Below are 19,341 nucleotides of genomic sequence, written 5' to 3'. Positions count from 1 at the left end.
CATCTAAAAAATATATCGCCATCCGCCGGAAAAGTCAAGCCGTCCGCGGCTTAAAGTCAAGCCGTCCCCCGGAGGCCTTTTTACCATAGGCCTCTTGAATGGCCCGCGTTATCCCGCCCGGCCTGCCGTTGCCTATCTTCCCGCCGTCGACCTCTACAAGCGGCACGACCTCGAGTATGGAACTCGTAAGGAACGCCTCGTCGCTTTGCCGAAGCTCGTCGAGCGAGACGGGTGCCTCGACTACCGGTACGGACCCCTCTTCGGCCAGGCGGATAACCGCCGCTCTGGTTATGCCGGGAAGGCACCCCGTGCCGAGCGGCGGCGTCTTTATGGTCCCGTCCGCCACGATGAATATGTTGGCGGCCGTCCCCTCTATAAGCGTTCCGTCCTCTTCGGTAAATATCCCCTCGACCGCCCCGCGCTTATGGGCCTCGGCCTTGCCGAGTATGTTGGGCAGGAAGTTCGTGCTCTTAACACCCCTTACGGCGGGCCCCCGTCCCCTTAGCGACACCGCGCTTATCCCCTTCTCCCGGTACAGGGCCACAAGCCCGGTATCCACCTCCTTCGCGGTCATCAGAACGGTCGGGGGGGGGGGGAGGGGGGCGGCGGCGGTCCTCTCGGGCAGCGCGTACCCCCCGTAGTCGACCCCCCGCGAGAGGGTTATCCTGACGGAGGCGTCCCGGCCGGTAAGTCCGTTCAGGGTGAGGAGTTCGTTTAGCTTGCCCTCTATCCCGCTTAGCGCGTCGGTGGGGATATTAACGGTTTTTGCTCCGGCCTTGAGCCTCTCGAGGTGCTCTTCCAGGAGGAATACCCGCCCGTTGTAGGCCTTCATGGTCTCGAAGAGGGCGTCCCCGTATGTAAAGCCCCTGTCGAAGACCGAGACCATGGCCTTCTCGGGCGCGACGAACCTTCCGTTCAGGTAGAGTTTTTCTTTTTCTCCGGTCATCTTTTATGGGTAGCGGGGTGGCCCGCCAGGGCAGTCTCCGGCAGCAGGCCGAGGACCTTCAGGAAGTCCTTAGCCTTTAGCAGGGTCTCTTCGTACTCGGCCTCGGGGTCCGAGTCCGCGACTATGCCTCCCCCGACGCTCAGATGCAGTGTCCCGTCCTTGCAGAGCGCGGTCCTTATGGCCATTGAGAGGTCCATCCCGCCGCCTGTGTCCATCCACCCCATCGCACCCGTATAGATGCCCCTCGGTGCGGGTTCGATCTCGTCTATTATCTCCATTGCCCTTATCTTGGGCGTCCCGGTAATCGACCCGCCCGGGAAGACGGCCTTCAAGGCCTCTGCCGGTCCAACCCCCGGCCGGAGCCTTCCGGTAACGGTCGATACCATGTGGTGCAGGTGAGGGTAGGTCTCCAGGGCTTCGAACTCCGACACCTCTACCGTGCCGGCGACCGAGACCTTGCCGAGGTCGCTTCTTTCGAGGTCGACTACCATTACGTGTTCGGCCCTTTCTTTCGGGCTATTCTTGAGCTCTTCCACCAGGGCGCGGTCTTCCTCCGGGGTGGCCCCCCTGGGCCTCGTGCCCTTTATGGGCTGGGTCTCTATAAGGCCGTCCGCTATCTTCAGGAGCCGCTCCGGGGAGTTCGATACTATCTGGAAGCCGTCGAACTCCATATAGGAGGCAAAGCGCCCCGCGCCGTGCCGCGAGAGGGCCAGGTAGAGCTCGAAAGGGTCCCCGGAGAAGGGGACCGAGAGTTTCTGGGAAAGGTTTATCTGGTATATGTCTCCGGCGGAGATATACTCCTTTGCCTTCTTTACGGCGGCTATGTACTCCTCCTTCATGAAGTTGGAGGAGAGGGTTTTTTCCCCCTTTTCCCCTGGCCCGGCCAGGGCAGGGGAGGGGGGTGAGGGGGGGGAGGCGAGAACTTCCTTGAACTCCTCGAACCGCTCCCTTAGTCCCGCTATACCCGGCGTTTCCGCGGACACGAGGTATCCTTCCGCTTCACTATGGTCGTAGACGAAGACAGGGTCGTAAAAACCCAGATAGGCAAGGGGCACGCCGTCCGTGGCCTCAGCGGAGGCGGGCTTGCGGGACGTCCCTCCGGGACGCCCTTCGATAAAGTCCTTCAGGTCGTATGAGAAGTAGCCCACCGCCCCGCCATTAAAGGGGAAGTGGAAGAGACTTTTTTTGTCGGGACGGTACCTTTTCAGCAGTTCCGAGAGGGCGGAGAGGAAATCTTTTTCCATTTCCCCCCCCTTTCCCGCACCGTCCACGAACGTCCCTCCGGCCTCGGAGGTGAGCACGGAAAAAGGCTCGGCCGAGACAAAGGAGAATCTTTTCCCTTTACCCCCCCCCTCTCCCTTCCTTCCCTTTAGTGGTCCGCCCGAGACTATGAAGGGATTGCGCCTCCCCCTTATGGCCCGGAAGGCCTCCTCGGGGGAGACCCCTTTTATCGACTCCACGCGCATCCTTTTAATTTATAACCTTTTCTATTGCCGGTCAAGGTCGAATGAGGGGAGGGTATTGTAAAAAAACCCTTGCTCTTTTAAGAATTACGTTATAAAATCGATGGTTAGAGGCCAAGGTCAAGCTATATGAGAGTTCTGCCCTACATAATCGTCTTTATGGTGCCGCTCCTCGTGCCCGTCCCGGCCGCAGCGGACATCTATTCCTACACCGACGAGAACGGTGTCGTCCACATAACCAACGTCCCGACCTCTTCCAAGTTCAAGCTTCTCATGCGCGAGAGGGGATCGAGGGGCAACGTCGACACCTCCATCGAGCGGGCCATCAAGAAAGCTTCGGGCAGGTACGGCGTGGACGAAGAGCTTATAAGGGCGGTCATAAAGGCGGAGTCCAACTTCGACACCAATGCCGTATCCAGGAGGGGTGCGAGGGGGCTCATGCAGCTTATGCCCGATACCGCGAAGGAGATGGGTGTAAGCGACGTACACAATCCCTCCCAGAACATCGACGGGGGCGTGAAGTACCTGAGGAAGATGCTGGATAAGTTCAAATGGAACGTCCGTCTTGCCCTGGCCGCATACAACGCCGGGGCGCCGGCGGTGCGCAAGTACGGTAAAGTCCCGCCATACAAAGAGACCCGCCTTTACGTGGCCAAGGTACTCCGTTACCACAAACAGTACATGGCGAGAGGCTAAATGCTCCAGGGCAGGAAGGAAGATCTATGGAACCTGCCCAACATCCTCTCTACCGTAAGGATAGCGACCGCGCCTCTGCTGGTACTCATGCTTCTTTCGCCGGGGGAGGTCCTGAGCGCCATGGCGTCGGTCATCTTCCTGGTCGTCTGCCTTACCGACTGGCTCGACGGCTACCTGGCGAGGAAGATGTCGGTGGTGACTCCTCTCGGAAAGTTCCTCGACCCGCTTGCCGATAAGCTCCTCATAGTCACCGCCTTCATAATGCTCATCCCGCTCGACCGCGTACCGGCCTGGATGGTGGCCCTGATAATAATGAGGGAGCTGGCCGTAACCGGGCTGAGGACCGTGGCGGTCAACATGGGGGTCGTGATCGACGCGAGCACGTTCGGGAAGGTCAAGACCGTGGCCCAGATAACGTGCCTCGTCCCGCTCATTATGCACTACCCCTTCTTCGGGGTGGACTTCCATGGGATCGGCACCGTGTTCCTCTGGATCGCCTTCGTGCTTACCATCTGGTCGGGGGTGGACTACTTCGTTAAGTTTTTCAGGGGTGCGGGGCGCACGGCAACGCCGGAGTAAGCTCTTGCACCTTCTTATTATCGTCACACGCCCCTTGACAACGGCATGCGTTTAGTAATACCATAGCAACCCATAACGGTTCGCGGGAGTAGCTCAGTTGGTAGAGCACAACCTTGCCAAGGTTGGGGTCGCGGGTTCGAATCCCGTCTCCCGCTCCATCAAACTTGAGAGGCCTTCCGGCCTCTGTATTTTTATCTGGAGGGGCGTGTGTCAGTTAAATCCACCGTAAATGCGAGGATGGAAAAGCTCAAGGGGTACCTCGGGGAGAAGGGGCTGAAGGCCACATCCCAGCGCGACCGCATAGCCGACGCCTTCTTCAGGACCACCACCCACATAAGTCTGGAAGAGCTCTTGAAGAGAGTCAAGAGGAAGAACTCGTCTGTGGGGTACGCGACGGTCTACAGGACCATGAAACTCCTCACCGAGAGCGGCCTGGCGCTGGAGAGGCAGTTCGGCGACGGCCAGACCCGCTATGAGAACCTGCCCGAGGACGGCCACCACGACCACATAATCTGCATCAAGTGTTCCATGATAGTCGAATTCCACAACAAGAAAATCGAAGACCTTCAGGCCGAGACGGCGAAGAAGTTAGGCTTCAAGGTGTTGAACCACAAGCTCGAGCTCTACGGCTACTGCAGGGACTGCGCCTGAAGACGTAAGGCCGGCGGACGGTAATAAACCGTTTTCCGTGCAACTTCGAAGCCGCTCCGATTGGACAGCCGCCCCGATGGGGTGGCGGAAATTTTTTCCCTTGACATTGAAAGTGAATTTCAATATCATTTAGCCTATGCACGGTCACGGCAGCGAAAAAGAGAACCCGAAAGACGACGCCAGGCGGCTCGTACTCGTCGGCAACCCGAACGTCGGGAAGAGCGTGTTCTTCGGCGTGCTTACGGGCAAGTACGCCACGGTCTCCAACTACCCGGGCACCACGGTCGAGGTCTCGCGCGGCACGGCGTGGATAAAGGACGAGAGGGTCCGGGTGGTGGACAGCCCGGGGATAAACAGCCTGGTGCCTACCTCCGAGGACGAGCGGGTCACGAGGGACATACTCCTTACCGAGGACGTCGATTCGGTCCTTCAGGTGGTGGACTCGAAGAACCTGAGGCGGGGGCTCCTCGTAACGGTCCAGCTGCTTGAGATGGGGCTCCCCGTGATCGTGGCCCTCAACATGTACGACGAGGCCGGGCAGAGGGGCATACACCTGGATACCGAGGGGCTCGAGAAGGAACTCGGCCTCGAGGCCGTGCCCACCATAGCCACACAGAGGTGGGGGGTGGAGAAGGTAAAGGAGCGTGTCTTCAAGAGCCAAGGCTCCAAAACCGACTTGCGCTACCCGGCCTTCATAGAGCAGGGGCTCGGAGAGATAGAGGCGCTTTTGCCGGAGTGCCGCATATCGAAGAGGTCGGTGGCCGTAATGCTCCTCTCCGGCGACGCCACGCTCGACAACTGGCTTTACGAGAACGTCGATCCGGCCGGGGTGGAGATGATAGGGGAGATACGCTCGCGTATAGAGGGACGCTATTCGCAGCCCGTGGGCTACGTCATAAACCGGGAGAGGCTCCGGGCGGCGGACAACATCGTCAGGAAGGTGATGCGCGAGGAGCCGTTTACGGGCGGCCGCGTTACGGAGTTCCTGGGGCGCGTGTCCATGCACCCGGTGTGGGGGCTGGGGGTCCTCGCGGTGGTCCTGACTTTCATGTACGAGTTCGTGGGGGTGTTCGGGGCCGGGACGAGTGTCGACTTCCTCGAGAGCGTGGTCTTCGGCGAGTATTTGAACCCCTGGGTCACTAGGGTCGCCGAGGCCCTCATACCATGGCAGATCCTGCAGGACCTCCTCGTGGGCCCGTACGGGGTAGTGACCATGGCGCTTACATACGCGGTGGCCATAGTGCTCCCCATAGTGGGCTACTTCTTCATCTTCTTCAGCTTCCTCGAGGACTCGGGCTACCTGCCCCGGCTTGCCATCATGGTGGACAGGGTATTCAGGATGATGGGCCTTAACGGGAAGGCCGTGCTCCCGATGGTGCTGGGGCTTGGCTGCGCCACCATGGCTACCATGACGACCCGTATACTCGAGACGAAGAAGGAGAGGGTCATAGTGACGCTCCTCCTCGCTCTAGGCGTGCCGTGCTCCGCCCAGCTCGGCGTCATACTCGGCATGCTCGGCTCGGTATCGTTTACGGCGATGCTCTGGTGGGCGGGAGTGGTGGTGGGGGTCCTCTTTATCGTCGCCTATCTCGCCTCGCGCGTCCTGCCGGGGGAGACCTCGGACTTCATTCTCGAGATACCGCCCATAAGGATGCCGCAGCTCTCCAACATTGCGCTTAAGACCATGGTAAGGGTGGAGTGGTACCTGAAGGAGGCGGTCCCGCTCTTTGTTCTCGGCACGCTCGTTCTTTTCGTCCTTGACCGGCTGGACCTTTTGAAGGCCATAGAGGTTTTAGCCGCCCCGGTTATCGTGGGGCTTCTGGACCTTCCGTCCAAGGCCACCGAGGCCTTCCTTATAGGGTTCCTCCGGAGGGACTACGGGGCCGCCGGGCTCTTCGCGCTCCAGAAGGACGGGCTTCTGGACAACATACAGATAGTGGTGAGCCTAGTCACGATGACGCTCTTCGTCCCGTGCATAGCGAACTTCTTCATGATAGTAAAGGAGAGGGGTATCAAGGCGGCGTTCTGGATGGCGGCCTTCATATTCCCGTTCGCGCTCCTTGTGGGCGCGGTGCTCAATCAGGTATTAAGGTCCTTGAAAGTTTCCTTGTAGAGAGGGGGAGAGATGCCGGAAGAAAAAGTAGTAGCCGAGATACTCGAGTTCGTGTGGACATTGAGGGAGAGGGGGAGCGACTCCGTCACCGAACTCCTCCAGGTGGGTGAAGTGGCCGAGACCGGGGCCGGCCCCGAGACGCTTAAAGAGATGGAGGTCTCCGGGCTTCTCTCTCTGGACGGAGACGCGGTCGGCCTTACCGACAAGGGGGAGGGCCTTGCCCGCGAGGCCATAAGGAGGCACAGGCTCGCCGAGCTCCTTCTCTCCGAGGTGCTCGACATAGAGGAGGGGAGCATCGAGGAGCACGCCTGCAGCTTCGAGCACTCCCTTTCGGCCGTGGTCACCGAAAGTATCTGCACGCTTCTGGGCCATCCCCCGGCCTGCCCGCACGGCCTTCCCATCCCGCGCGGGGATTGTTGCAACAGGACCCGAAGCACGGTCGAGCCGCTGGTAAAGGCGCTAAGCGAGCTCAGTGTGGGCGAGAGCGGGCGGATAACGTTCATCGTCCCGCGCACCCATAAGAGGCTCGACAAGCTCGGCACAATGGGCCTCGTGCCCGGAAGCAGGATCAGGCTTCACCAGAAGCATCCCGCCTTCGTCATAGAGATAGGCGAGACCACCCTCGCTCTCGACCCCGACATAGCCCGGGAGATATACGTAAGAAGGGGCGGCTGAGTCCGGCCGGGCTGCCCCCCCGGGAACATCTGGCGGAGTCTATTGAAAATGATATTCAATATCATGATTGTCAGGGCCGTTGCGGGAAGATGAGCCGGGTCGGCCGGGGGGGGGGCCACGAGAATGCTGAAAAGTGTCCAAAAACTTCACAGGATGGCGGGGCTCATATCGGTGGCCCTGGTCCTGGTCATTACCGTTACGGGGCTCCTGCTGAACCACAGGGAAGGGCTTGCGCTGTATGAGAGCTATGCCGAGGGCTCGTTCGTGCTATGGCTATACGGGGGAGGCGAGGGGGGGGAGGGGGGGGAGTTCTCCGACGAGCCCCCCACCTGGGGAAGGGTGCTTACGGCGTTTCACGCGGGCAGGTTCTTCGGAAGCGAGGTCAGCCTGTTCCTGGACCTTATGGGGGCCGTGCTCGTCGCCCTGGCTTTTACCGGGCCGTATATCTGGCTCAAGAGGCGCAGGATGACCGGCGCGAGCGCCTCGGAGGTGGGCGAGGACGCCCTCGAGGAGGTCGTCTTAGAGAGGAGCGAGCAGCTCAGGAGCGTGAAGGAGGCGGCCACGGGGCTTCTGGAGAGGGCCGCCACCCTCCACGACATCTCGGAACACGTCCTCCATCACGTGGAGGAGGCCCACGGCGACGGCGCCTCGATAGGAAGGGACGCCTCCGAGATAGAGGGGCACTTGAAGGAACTGGATGCGAGCATGCACAAGCTTATCACGAGGATCGAGGGGCTTAGGAAGGAGGTAACGTCGGGCTGAAAAATTTTTTGAGACGCCAATGAAAATGATAATCAATATCAAAAGAAGAACGGAGGGAGGGAAGCTATGAGGGTACTTTTAACCGGGGCGGCGGCGGTGTTTTTTATGCTGCTTCTTCCGTGCTCCGCGGCAATGGCCGAGAGCGACATCGAGAGGCTCGAGCGCAAGATCGACGCGCTCATGCGGGAGGTCGAGGCATTGAAGGCCAAGGAGGAGGTGGTCGGCGAGCTTAAGAGCGAGATAGAAGCGCTCAAGGCGAGCGACAGGGACGTTGAGACGATAAGGAGGGCCGTAAGCCGGATGGAGGAGAGCGAGCAGGAGATGGAGGAGCTCCGCGAGGAGGTCGCCTCCATAAGGGACAGGGGTTTCGAGTTCCTCGACCGCACCACCATAGGCGGCTACGGCGAGCTCCACTATAACGACTACAAGAGCGAGGACAAGGACAGCTCCATAGACTTCCACCGCTTCGTGCTTTTCTTCTCGCACGAGATAAACGACTGGATAAGGTTCGACTCGGAGGTCGAGCTGGAGCACAGCCTCTCTGGAGAAGGCAAGAGCGGCGAGGTCGAGCTCGAGCAGGCCTACCTGGACTTCATGCTCTCCAAGCGGATAAACGTGAGGGCGGGGTTGATGCTCATGCCGGTGGGCATCATGAACGAGACGCACGAGCCGCCGACCTTCTACGGCGTCGAGCGCCCGGATATGGACAAGAAGATAATACCCACCACCTGGTGGGAGGCCGGCGTGGGCATATACGGCGAGATCCTGCCCGGGCTCAACTACAGGCTCTACGGCGTCTCAAGCCTCGACGCCTCGGGTTTTAGCGCCTCGAGCGGCCTGCGCGGCGGAAGGCAGAAGGTCTCGAAGGCCAGGGCCGAGGACCTCGCGCTTACCGGAAGGCTCGAATACACGGGCCTCCCGGGGCTTAAGATAGGCGGCTCGTTCTTCTGGGGCGATACGAGCCAGAACGACGACGCCTACGGCGACGCCACCGTTACCATCCTGGAAGGCGACGTCCAGGCCAGCATCTGGCAGTTCGACTTCAAGGGCCAGTACGCGCACGTCTATCTGGACGACGCGTACGAGGTAAGCACCGCCAACGCCGAGGCCGTGGGAGAGGAGATGTACGGCTGGTACGTCGAGGGCGGTTTTAGGCTGCTGGGCCTTATATTCCCGGAGAGCGAACAGGAGTTCGCGCTCTTCGCCCGCTACTCCGAGTACGACACGCAGGACGAGGTGGCCTCGGGCTTTACGGCCGACGGCAAGAACGACGTGGAGGTCCTGACGATCGGGCTTGATTACAAGCCCCATCCGAATATTGTCATCAAGTTGGACTACCAGGACCGCGACAACGACTCATCCACGATCAAGGCGGCGGACCAGTTCAACCTCGGAGTAGGTTACTGGTTTTAGGCATGGGGGGAGCATAAGCGGCGGGTGGTGAAGCTCCCCCCATAGGGGCTTTTGTACTAAGGAGGCACGGGTGCGCGGTTCAGGGTTATTGCTGGCTTTCTTTCTCGCGGCCGCGGCGCCGGACGCCGCGGCCGCGGCCGTGCGCGAGTACGCGACCGAGCAGGAGGTGCTGGAGCGTGCCTTCCCCGGAGCGGAGATTGAGAAGAAGAGGCTCAAGATATCCCCCGGGGAGAGGGAGCGGATAGAGGAGCTTATAAAGGGGAAGTACTTCAAAAAGAGTATCTCCTTCCATATTGCCCGAAAGGAGGGGAGGACGCTCGGCTACGCGACCGTGCCCAACGAGGTGGGCAAGACCAGGAGGATAACCTTTATGGTCGTAATGGACCGGGACGGTAAGGTAAAGAGCGTGGACATACTCGTCTTCAGGGAATCCCACGGCTACGAGATAGAGAACCCCCGTTGGCGGAAGCAGTTCGAGGGGAAGACCATTGAGGACCCCATAAGGCCCAGGCGCGACATAAAGAACATAAGCGGCGCTACTCTTTCGGTGCGCGCCGTCACAAGGGGGGTAAAGAAGGCGCTGGCGGCGTTCGAGGTCTTAAGGCCGAGGCTTGAGGAGTAGGGGGAATTATAATCCGCGCCCTCAAGCAAAAAGGGGACACCCCTTGCACAACTTCCAACGAGGGGGTATGATGGGGCCATTCCATGAATACCCCACCCCGGATATTATGGTGGACGGCCGGGCTGATTTCCTTTGCCGCCTTGACCGTCCTCGTCCACCGCTACGTAAGCCTTAATGTCTACGCCCTGATGTTCCCGGAAGAGGGGACGGTGCGTATCACCGACTTCATCTACCACCTGATAATCGTCAAGGCCTTCTGGGCCGGGGAGATAACGACCATATACGGCTTCGAGGCCCAGAAGGCCGCGATAGACGCCTTCTTCGGCAGGGAGGCGCACTTCGTGATGCCCGTGGCCGTCACTCCCACGGCGCTCGTTTTGTGGCTGCCGTTCGTACTCGCGGCCCGGGTCGACGTTGCGCTTGCCAGTACGCTCTGGGTGTCCGCTTCTCTGGCGCTGCTCGCCGTAGGGCTCGTAAAAAGCGGCGCCTTTCTCGTTGCGCGGGAGCGTGGCGCCTTCGGGATACTCATAGTCGCCATGATCATCATCATGACGTCGTTCCTTATGCAGTTGGCCATTTCGCTCGGCCAGGGCTCCCTGATGGCGTGCGGCGCGATGCTCCTTATGTTCGCGGAGATGATGGAGGCCGGAAAGGCCGGCAGGCCGATACGCAAGTGGTTGGTGCTTCCGCTCGTGCTGCTCCTCTCGCTTAAGATGCCGTACGCGGCGGCCGGTATAATGCTGCTGCTGATCTTCGGGTACGTCTACGAAGCGGTGCTGTCCGCCGCTTTACTACTCCTGTCGGTGGCATCGCTGGTGCTTGTGTTCGGCCCCGGACTCCTGACCGACTGGTTCGCCCAGTGCGCCCTGTACCTCGAGCCGGGACTGCCCGAGGGCTATATACAGCTGGCGTTTTTCAGGCAGAGTACCTTCAGGGCCGCTTACGCACCCTTGCTGGGCGATGGGGCCGCAGCGGGCATATCCGAGACCGTGGTCATTGCGGGTGGCCTGGTCTCCGGCCTTCTGGCCCTCGCAAGACATCTCCACCCGCGGGCGCGTACCGTCTTAAACGAGAGGCTTACGGAAAGGCAGCACGCGGTCGCATTCTTCGCCCTGCTACTCCTGTTTCTGCCCTATCTGGGTATCTCCGAGGATCTGCTGTTGATGGTGCCGTTCGTAATCGCCCATCCGGTGTCGGGGGGCGGCGGCGGGGGGGGGGATCGCTCCTTCTTTAACGTTAAGGGTGCGGCGGTCTGTATCTGTCTGTTTCTTATTTTAAACTATCATCTCTGGCATTTATATCAGTACCTGTGGCTCTTGTGGTTTGTGAAAGTGGGTGTTTTATCCTACTTGTACCTGGCGGCCGGCCGGGCGGCTGGGGGGCCGGGGGAGGGGGGGGGAGGGCGCCCTCTTGCGGAAAACCGTAACCGGGTGTAATATAACGGTAGAATGACTTCACTGACCATACTCAGCTTCTTCGGCGGCATAATGCTGCTGCTTTACGGCATGAAGGTCGTGGGGCAGGGGCTGCAGAAGGCCGCCGGAGCGAAGCTCCGGGGCTTTCTCCTTACGGCCACGAATAACCGCTTTAAGGGCGTGGCCGTGGGCGCGGCCACAACCGCGCTCATGCAGAGCTCGAGCGCGACGACCGTAATGCTCGTGGGCTTCGTCGGCTCCGGGCTTATGGGCCTTGCCGAGACCATGGGCGTCATACTCGGCGCGGATATAGGCACCACGCTCACCGTCCAGCTCCTCGCCTTCAAGGTATACGACTACGCGGTCGGGATGATAGGCGTGGGCCTGGCCATTCGCTTCATGGCCGGGAGCGGGCCGCTCAGGGAAGGGGGGCACGTGCTTCTCGGCTTCGGCTTCGTATTCCTCTCGCTTAAGATACTCATGGATGCGTTTGCGCCGCTGGCCGAAGACCCGGTCATGGGCGAGATTATCCTCGGCGTCGGCCGCGACCCGCTGGCGGGCATAATAGTAGCCGCCCTCCTTACCGCCGTATTCCAGTCCTCCGCCGCCACGCTCGGGCTGGCCATAACGGCCGCGCACTCCGGGGTCCTGACCATAGACGCGGCAATGCCCATAGTGCTCGGCGCGAACATAGGCACCTGCTCCACGGCTGTCCTTTCGAGCATGGGTGCGCCCGTGGACGCGAAGAGGGTGGCGCTCGCGCACATACTATTCAAGGTGCTCGGCGTCATAATCGTCCTGCCCTTTCTCGGTGTCTTTACGGACCTCGTGGCCGCGGTGAGCTCGGACCCGGCAAGGCAGGTCGCCTTCGCGCACACCGTCTTCAACATAGCTATAGCCGTGACGTTCCTGCCCTTCACCGGGCCTTTTACCCGTCTTGTGCAGTACCTTCTTCCCCAGAGGGTCGAGGAAAGGAGGTTCGGCCCCAGGTACCTCGACCCGCTGGTCCTGACCTCGTCGTCGCTCGCGCTCGGGCAGGCCACGAGGGAGGCGTTAAGACTCGCCGATATCGTCCAGGAGATGCTGCGTTCCTCCATAGAGGTCTTCAAAAGGGACGATAAGGGCCTCGTCGAAAAGCTCGAAGAGACGGATAACGACGTGGACCTCCTCGACAGGGAGATAAAGCTCTACCTGGCAAAACTCTCCCGGGAGAGCCTCTCCGAGGAGCAGGTGCGGCGCGAGTTGGAGATAATGGCCTTCACAAACAACCTCGAAAACATAGGGGACGTGATAGACAAGAACCTTATGGACCTCGCGAGGAAGAAGATAAAGAAGCAGCACTCGTTCTCGGAGGAGGGGACGGGCGAGATAGCCGAGCTGCACGCGAAGGTAATGGAGAACTTCGAGCTCGGGGTGGCGGCCTTCACTTCGAGCGACCCGGAGCTCGCAAGGCGCCTCCTGGACCACAAGGCAAAGATCGCGGGGCTTGAGAGAGAGATGCGCGAGGCGCACATCGAGAGGCTTCACAGGGGGCTCAAGGAGTCCATGGATACGAGCTCCATACACCTCGACGTCCTCTCGAATCTAAAGAGGATAAACTCCTACATAACCAACGTCGCCTACCAGATTGTCGAACGGGAGCGCAAGGAGTAGCGTTCTTTAAGTTACAGGCTATAATATGTCCATGAAGAACTACGACGTCCTCATAGTAGGCTCAGGTCCCGGTGGGGAGAAGGCAGCGGTGCAGGCCTCGAAGCTCGGCAAGTCCGTGGCCGTCATAGAGCGCAGTCCCTATATAGGCGGGGCCGGGCTGCATACCGGCACCCTTCCGAGCAAGACGCTCCGCGAGACGGCCGTCTTCCTCGCCGCCTTCAAGGAGAGGGCCGCCCTGGGTTTTCAGTGCACGCTCGGCAGGGACGTAGCCCTCGGCGAGCTCATCCACAGGAAGAGCGAAGTCATACGCAAGCAGATGGGCGTCGTAATCGACCAGCTGAGCAGGAATAATATCGAGGTGGTCTACGGCGAGGCCTCGTTCAAAGACCCGCATACCCTCCTTGTCAGTACCCCCGAGGGGGGGGAAGGGGGGGAAGGGGGGAGTGAGGAACTCCGTGGGGAGGTAATCGTGCTCGCGCCCGGCACCAGCCCTGCCAGGCCGCCGGGGGTGCCGTTCGAGGAAGACGATATTTACGACAGCGATACCATACTCGACCTGAACAAGATCCCCGGCTCGCTTACGGTGGTTGGCGGGGGGGTGATAGGCTGCGAATACGCCTGCATATTCGCCTGCCTCGGCGTGAAAGTTACGCTCGTCGAAAAGAGGTCTGAGATTCTCGGCTTCGCCGACAGGGAGATAGTCGAGAGCCTCATGTACTGGATGAGGCACTCGGCCATAACCCTGAGGCTCGGCGAAGAGGTCGTGGAAATAAAAAAAGAAAAGCCCGGCAGGGTGGTAACGACGCTCAAGAGCGGCAAGGTCATAGCCACGGAAAAACTCCTCTACACCATGGGGAGGGTGGGCAACACCGTCGCCTTGAAGCTCGACAGGGTAGGCATAGAGGCGGATAAGAGGGGCCTCCTCAAGGTGAATGGGGCCTTCCAGACCCCGGTCGCCCACATCTACGCCGTTGGCGACGTCATAGGTTTTCCCTCGCTTGCATCCACCTCCAGGGAGCAGGGCCGGAGGGCCGTATGCCATGCGTTCGAAAGGGAGGGGGTCACCTGCGAGATACCCGGCTACCTCCCTTACGGAATATACACCATCCCGGAGATATCCATGGTCGGCGAGACCGAAGAGGCCTTGACAGAAAAGGGGGTGTCCTACGAGACCGGCTCGGCCTTCTTCCACGAGGTGGCCAGGGGGCAGATAAGCGGCGACGTCCACGGCATGCTGAAACTCATATTCGACAGGGAGACGAGGAAACTCCTCGGCGTGCACATCGTCTGCGAGAGGGCTTCCGAGCTCATACACATCGGGCAGGCGGTGATGAACTTCGGCGGGACGATAGATTACTTCAAGGACGTCGTCTTCAACTACCCCACGCTCTCGGACGCCTACAAGCAGGCCGCCATGAACGGGCTGAATAAGCTTTAGGCGCCGTGGTTCTTCCATCCCTGACGAGGCGGCAGTTTTTAAGGTACGGCACCCGGCTCGCGGTAGTGGGGCTCGCGGGGAAGGGCTTTTATAACACGACCTCATACGGTATAGAGCTGACGCGCGTTCCCGTAACGCTCCCGAACCTACCGCCCGTGTTCAAGGGTTTCAAAATCGCCCTCCTTAGCGACATCCATTCGTCCTTTATAGTGAGCAAGGGTCTTATAGCCGAGGCCGCGCGCCTTGCGATGGGAGAGAACCCCGACCTTATCGTCCTCGGCGGGGACTTTATCTCGGGAGAGACGAAGCTTTTATCTTCTTCTGTCGGTGGTTTCGATAGAAAGTATCTCGACCAATGCATCGAGGCGTTTTCAACCCTTGAGGCGCCGATGGGCATATTCGGGGTGCTGGGGAACCACGAGTTCTGGAGCGGGGAGGAGGCGCTGGGGGTGATAACCGAAGAGTTCTCCAAGCGGCTCGGGGTGAGGTGGCTGAGGAACGAGAGCACGGCGCTTAAGAAAGGCGATGATAAGATCGACCTCCTCGGCATAGACGACTACTGGCACGGCGGGTCGATTATAGAGGCGATGAAGGGTGTCGATGAGGAGGGGGTGAGGGTCTTACTTAGCCACAACCCGGACGTGAACGAGGAGATAGATCTACTTAAGGAGAGGGTGGACCTGGTGCTCTCGGGCCACACCCATGGTGGGCAGATATGCCTTCCGTTTTTCGGTGCGCCGTTTATCCCATCCAATAGCGGTCAGAAGTACCGGGCCGGTCTCGTCCGCGACGGCGAGCGCCAGACCTATATAACAAGAGGCGTTGGGAACCTGCTGGCCCCGATCCGCCTGAACGCCTTGCCCGAAGTTGCGGTGGTGGAGCTTGGGTAGGGGGGGTGGGGGTGCCCCTCAGGAAGACCCAAAGGCCCTCTTGATCTTCCCCATAAGCGACTTCCTCGTCACTATCTTCCTGTCCCACTTCTCCTTCCAGACCCCGAACTCTTTTGAGAGCTTCTCCGTTGTCTCAGGAGAGCGTTCCCCCTTGAAGCATACCGCCGCCACGACTTTCGGAAAGCCCGGCTCTCCCACGCCGAGGACCAGCTGCGTGGCGAAGTTACGGGTAAGGCTTCTGAAACCGTCGGGGGTAAACCTCCAGAAGTCGTGGGGGTGGTCGTGGATGCCGAACTTCATGACCGAGGTCAGGACTAGCAGACCGTCGGGCCTCAACACCCGGTGGAACTCCTCAACGGCCGTCCAGAATCTCTCGACGTGTTCGAGGGTGTCGATGGAGATGACGGTCCCCACCGAGCCGGACTCGGTATCAAGCGAGTGCACGTCCATCACCAGGTCAACGCCCGTCCCCTCCCGCATGTCGCAGCCGACGTAGGTCTTGCCCGGGAAGTAGGGGCGCAGGTCGGCGAACTCCTCCTGCCCGGCCACCTGGAGGGAGCCGAACTCGTATATGGGTTCGGGAACGTCGATGCAGTTCGCGATAATCTCGATGAGCTCTTTATTCTGCTGCAGCATAAGAAGTCAACCCTCGCTTTGGACTTTATCCCGTTGCTCCTAAGATGGCGCGGCGGAGTCAAGCGGCGTTAGAAAATTCAAACAGAAAAACCAGGGTTAGTCAACTGAAAAATTTTCTACAGGCCAGCCAGAAACTCCCTTATACTCTTCCGGTACTCTTCGGTAAGCGCTATCTCGTTATGGTCGGTACCGGGGATTACGTGGAACGTATGCTCCCCGCCCCAGCTCTCGACGAGCCGCTCGGAGTGGGTTGGAGGGATGATTGTGTCGTCCCGGGCCGCAAGGGCCAGCATAGGGGCCTTTACAGAAGGCGCGAGCGAGAGGGCGTCGAAGGGGTGCCTTAAGAGAGTGGAGACCGCCACGTACGGGAAGTGGCCCTTCGCGACACTCACAATGCTGTCGTAGGGCGAGACGAGGATCAGGCCCTTAAGCGGCCTCTCCACGGCGAGATGCACGGCCACTCCCGTGCCGAGGCTCCGGCCCATGGCCACGATTTTTTCTTTGTCTATACCCTCCCTCTTGGAAAAGTGGTCGTATATGAGGAGCGCGTCGTCGAAAAGCTCCTTCTCGCCGGGGCTTCCTTGGCTAAGGCCATAACCTCTATAATTGATAAGCGCCATGGACCAGCCCTTATATAGCTCCCTATCCGAGAGGTTCCAGCTGACCTCCTCGCCGTTCCCGCCGAAGTAGAGGAGGAGAGGGGAGCTTTTTTTCCCAACTTCGGAGTTCTTAAGGAACCACCCGTGGAGCGTCACCCCGTCCGGGGTTTTTATTCTCACCTCCTCGGCCTCGGGGAATTTTTCCCTGACGCTCCCGACGCTTTCTTCCGTGGCCTTTATCTCTAAAAAAATAAAACTCTCCTGAAAGAAGTAGAGGTAGAGGTTTATGAAAATGATGTAGCCGAACGAAGCGGCGAGCGCTATCTTTACGACGGTCCAGAGCACGTTCTTATTAACTCTCAAGGAGCACTTTCAGTACCCCCGGAGTTGCGGCGTACTTAAACGCCTCGACCCCGTCTTCAAGCGGGAATCTTTTATTAATTAGCGGCCGCACGTCGACCTTATCCTCTTCGAGCGCCCTTATGGCCGGGGGGAACGGCCCGCAGCGGGAACCCACGACGGTTATCTCGTCTATGACGAGCCGGTTAAGGTCTATAGGGCCCGACTCGGCCACGGTGGTCTTAAGTACGACCGTGCCCCTCGGGCGAACGAGCGAGATCGCCATCTCAAGCCCCCCACCCCCCCCGGCCCTGCCGGTACAATCAACAACAATATCGAATGATTTCTTTATCTCGCTGAACTCTTCGAGCAGCGCGGTCCGTATCCCCAACATGCCGAGTAGTTCGAGCTTGTCCGGGTGTTTTCCGATTGCCAGAAGTTCTGAGCCCGTTAGCGACAGCACCTGCGCCACGAGAAGCCCGAGCCTTCCGTCACCGAGGACGCAGACCCTGTCGTTGAAGCCGAGATCAACCTGCTCTATTATCTCGAAGGCTGCGGCAAGGGGCTCTGTAAAGACGGCCTCCTCGTCCGTGACCGAGTCCGGCACGATATGGAGGTTCCTCTCCGGGAGGGTTAGATATTCGGCGAAGGCGCCGTCACGCCCGAGTATGCCGAGTACGGTCCGCTCCGGACAGTGGTTGCCCATCCCCTTCTTACAGAGGCCGCACCTGTCGCAGGGAACGTTTATCTCTCCGACGACCCTCTTACCCTTGAGCGCCGGGTCCGCGCACTCCTCCACCACACCCGTGAACTCGTGGCCCAGGACCCCCTTAAAGCCCATGTAGCCCTTTACGAGTTCCAGGTCCGTGGCGCATATGCCGGCGAGCGTGACCCGCACGAGCGCCTCGCCGTCCGCCGCAGCGGGGGCAAGGTGGTCTTCAATGAACCTGAGATCTTTATCGAATACGAGCGCGCGCATGGTCATACCCTTACGGCCTTTTTAACATTTTACCCCCCGCATATCCAGGGTTGAATTGTCCCCGGTATTGGTGTAGAGTATCTGAGTTTAACCACACCATCCGAGGCAACCATATGGCAAAGGAAAAAGATATAATACTCGTCTCCAACGACGACGGCATACGCTCGGCGGGGATAAGGAAGCTCGCGCGGGCTTTGAAACCGCTCGGGGACGTGTACGTCGTCGCCCCGGACAGGGAGAAGAGTGCGGTCAGCCACTCCCTTACGCTCCACCGTCCCTTGAGGGTCGAGAGGGTCGGGCCGAACCAGTACGCCGTGGACGGCACGCCCACCGACTGCGTGAGCCTCGCGATAAACGGCGGGATACTTCCGCGGAAGCCTTCGATTGTCGTCTCCGGCATCAACAAGGGCGGCAACCTCGGCGAGGACGTAAGCTACTCGGGCACGGTGTCGGCGGCCATGGAGGGGACGCTTCTCGGCGTCCCGTCTATCGCTATCTCTCTCGTCGCGCGGGAAAAATTCGACTTCACCGCCTCGGCAAAGTTCGCAGTAAGGGTCGTAAAGAGGGTTTTAAAAAAGGGGCTTCCTCCCGATACGCTACTTAACGTGAACGTGCCGCCGGTAAAAAAAATAAAGGGCTACCGCATAACCACCCAGGGCAAGCGTACCTTCGGGGATACCGTGACCGAGAAGGTCGACCCCAGAGGCAGAAAGTACTACTGGATAGGCGGGGAGATAATCGAGTGGAGGGGAGGGAAGGACTCAGACTTCCGCGCGGTGGCGGCAGGCTGCGTCTCCATAACACCGGTACACCTCGACATGACCAACCACTCCGCTATAAGGGGGCTCAAGCGCTGGAAATTTTAAAGGGGGGGAGGGCGCCACGAAGCTAAACACAAAAGACATATACGAGAGGGCCCGGCGCAACATGGTGGAGACCCAGCTCGTCCCCCGGGGGATAAAGCAGCCCGAGGTGCTTCATGCTATGGGTGCCGTGCCGAGGCACCTCTTCGTCGAGGAAGGGCTCGAATCCCAGGCCTACGCCGACTTCCCGCTTCCCATAGGCGAGGGGCAGACCATCTCGCAGCCCTTCATAGTCGCCTACATGACCGAGGCCCTTAAGCTCAAGGGCACGGAAAAGGTGCTCGAGGTGGGTACGGGCTCGGGCTACCAGTGCGCCGTGCTCGCGCTCGTCGCCGAGCGTGTTTTCTCCATAGAGAGGATATCCACCCTGGCCTCGCGCGCCAGGCGGCTCCTCGACGAACTCCACTGCACGAACGTTGTCATAGAGGTGGGCGACGGCACCCTTGGACTTCCCAGGGAGGCCCCCTTCGACGGGATAATAGTAACGGCCGGCTCGCCGGAGATACCCGAAACATACGTCGAGCAGCTCGCGCCCGGAGGGAGGCTCATCATTCCCGTGGGAGGGGAGTTCGTCCAGGAGCTTGTGAGGGTCACGAGGACCGCTAAAGG

General features: G+C 59.9%; 19 protein-coding genes and 1 tRNA gene. 15 read left to right on the top strand and 5 right to left on the bottom strand.

What is annotated here, in order from left to right:
• Nucleotides 1-34: 34 nt before the first annotated feature.
• Nucleotides 35-946, bottom strand: coding sequence for an aminotransferase class IV (locus V3W31_09565; protein ID MEE9615173.1), 912 nt, complete (start codon nucleotides 944-946; stop codon nucleotides 35-37).
• Nucleotides 943-2,406 carry an aminodeoxychorismate synthase component I gene (gene pabB, locus V3W31_09560; protein ID MEE9615172.1) on the bottom strand — a complete coding sequence of 488 codons (1,464 nt, stop codon included), beginning with the start codon at nucleotides 2,404-2,406 and terminating at the stop codon, nucleotides 943-945. Before pabB ends, V3W31_09565 begins: the two co-directional genes overlap by 4 nt.
• A 132-nt stretch (nucleotides 2,407-2,538) precedes the next feature.
• Between pabB and V3W31_09555 the strand changes: the two genes are divergently transcribed.
• The 13 genes from V3W31_09555 to V3W31_09495 all read left to right on the top strand — a co-directional run bounded on the left by V3W31_09555 (nucleotide 2,539) and on the right by V3W31_09495 (nucleotide 15,316).
• The gene (locus tag V3W31_09555) at nucleotides 2,539-3,105 is read left to right on the top strand and encodes a lytic transglycosylase domain-containing protein (protein MEE9615171.1); all 567 of its coding nucleotides are present in this window, start codon (nucleotides 2,539-2,541) and stop codon (nucleotides 3,103-3,105) included.
• Nucleotides 3,106-3,684, top strand: coding sequence for a CDP-diacylglycerol--glycerol-3-phosphate 3-phosphatidyltransferase (pgsA, locus tag V3W31_09550; GenBank protein ID MEE9615170.1), 579 nt, complete (start codon nucleotides 3,106-3,108; stop codon nucleotides 3,682-3,684).
• An 82-nt stretch (nucleotides 3,685-3,766) separates the two neighbouring features.
• Nucleotides 3,767-3,842 (top strand) — tRNA-Gly (locus V3W31_09545).
• Between the two features lie 49 nt (nucleotides 3,843-3,891).
• On the top strand, nucleotides 3,892-4,335 hold the full coding sequence (locus tag V3W31_09540) for a transcriptional repressor (GenBank protein ID MEE9615169.1): 444 nt from the start codon (nucleotides 3,892-3,894) through the stop codon (nucleotides 4,333-4,335).
• Between the two features lie 136 nt (nucleotides 4,336-4,471).
• Nucleotides 4,472-6,448 (top strand): ferrous iron transport protein B, encoded by a 1,977-nt coding sequence (gene feoB / locus V3W31_09535; protein MEE9615168.1) that lies wholly within the window; start codon nucleotides 4,472-4,474, stop codon nucleotides 6,446-6,448.
• 12 nt (nucleotides 6,449-6,460) lie between these two features.
• Nucleotides 6,461-7,123 carry a metal-dependent transcriptional regulator gene (locus V3W31_09530; GenBank protein MEE9615167.1) on the top strand — a complete coding sequence of 221 codons (663 nt, stop codon included), beginning with the start codon at nucleotides 6,461-6,463 and terminating at the stop codon, nucleotides 7,121-7,123.
• Between the two features lie 123 nt (nucleotides 7,124-7,246).
• Nucleotides 7,247-7,885, top strand: a complete 639-nt coding sequence (locus V3W31_09525; GenBank protein ID MEE9615166.1) for a PepSY domain-containing protein — start codon at nucleotides 7,247-7,249, stop codon at nucleotides 7,883-7,885.
• 66 nt (nucleotides 7,886-7,951) lie between these two features.
• The gene (locus V3W31_09520; GenBank protein MEE9615165.1) at nucleotides 7,952-9,298 is read left to right on the top strand and encodes a porin; all 1,347 of its coding nucleotides are present in this window, start codon (nucleotides 7,952-7,954) and stop codon (nucleotides 9,296-9,298) included.
• Between the two features lie 70 nt (nucleotides 9,299-9,368).
• Complete coding sequence (locus tag V3W31_09515; protein ID MEE9615164.1) at nucleotides 9,369-9,920, top strand: FMN-binding protein; 552 nt, start codon at nucleotides 9,369-9,371, stop codon at nucleotides 9,918-9,920.
• Nucleotides 9,921-10,003: 83 nt separating this feature from the next.
• Nucleotides 10,004-11,356, top strand: a complete 1,353-nt coding sequence (locus tag V3W31_09510; protein ID MEE9615163.1) for a hypothetical protein — start codon at nucleotides 10,004-10,006, stop codon at nucleotides 11,354-11,356.
• Nucleotides 11,357-11,368: 12 nt separating this feature from the next.
• On the top strand, nucleotides 11,369-12,988 hold the full coding sequence (locus tag V3W31_09505) for a Na/Pi cotransporter family protein (protein MEE9615162.1): 1,620 nt from the start codon (nucleotides 11,369-11,371) through the stop codon (nucleotides 12,986-12,988).
• A 31-nt stretch (nucleotides 12,989-13,019) separates the two neighbouring features.
• Nucleotides 13,020-14,426: a Si-specific NAD(P)(+) transhydrogenase gene (gene sthA / locus V3W31_09500; GenBank protein ID MEE9615161.1), complete on the top strand. Its 1,407-nt coding sequence runs from the start codon at nucleotides 13,020-13,022 to the stop codon at nucleotides 14,424-14,426.
• A 5-nt stretch (nucleotides 14,427-14,431) separates the two neighbouring features.
• Nucleotides 14,432-15,316, top strand: coding sequence for a metallophosphoesterase (locus V3W31_09495; GenBank protein MEE9615160.1), 885 nt, complete (start codon nucleotides 14,432-14,434; stop codon nucleotides 15,314-15,316).
• 18 nt (nucleotides 15,317-15,334) lie between these two features.
• Here V3W31_09495 and V3W31_09490 read toward each other — a convergent pair whose 3' ends face one another.
• The 3 genes from V3W31_09490 to V3W31_09480 form a co-directional block, all read right to left on the bottom strand.
• A complete protein-coding gene (locus V3W31_09490) occupies nucleotides 15,335-15,952 on the bottom strand; it encodes a methyltransferase domain-containing protein (GenBank protein ID MEE9615159.1) in 618 nt (205 codons plus the stop codon).
• A gap of 116 nt (nucleotides 15,953-16,068) precedes the next feature.
• Nucleotides 16,069-16,914: an alpha/beta hydrolase gene (locus tag V3W31_09485; GenBank protein ID MEE9615158.1), complete on the bottom strand. Its 846-nt coding sequence runs from the start codon at nucleotides 16,912-16,914 to the stop codon at nucleotides 16,069-16,071.
• A complete protein-coding gene (locus tag V3W31_09480; protein MEE9615157.1) occupies nucleotides 16,904-17,869 on the bottom strand; it encodes an alcohol dehydrogenase catalytic domain-containing protein in 966 nt (321 codons plus the stop codon). Before V3W31_09480 ends, V3W31_09485 begins: the two co-directional genes overlap by 11 nt.
• A gap of 113 nt (nucleotides 17,870-17,982) precedes the next feature.
• On the opposite strand from V3W31_09480, the gene surE reads away from it, so the two are divergent.
• Complete coding sequence (gene surE, locus V3W31_09475) at nucleotides 17,983-18,735, top strand: 5'/3'-nucleotidase SurE (GenBank protein MEE9615156.1); 753 nt, start codon at nucleotides 17,983-17,985, stop codon at nucleotides 18,733-18,735.
• A 61-nt stretch (nucleotides 18,736-18,796) separates the two neighbouring features.
• Nucleotides 18,797-19,341: protein-L-isoaspartate(D-aspartate) O-methyltransferase (locus tag V3W31_09470; protein ID MEE9615155.1), on the top strand; the 545-nt coding region annotated here is incomplete at its 3' end.

The organism is Thermodesulfobacteriota bacterium, from assembly GCA_036482575.1.
Classification (GTDB): Bacteria; Desulfobacterota; GWC2-55-46; order GWC2-55-46; family JAUVFY01; genus JAZGJJ01.
Note: the sequence above shows the minus strand (reverse complement) of the source record. Positions and strands in the feature narration are given on the sequence as shown.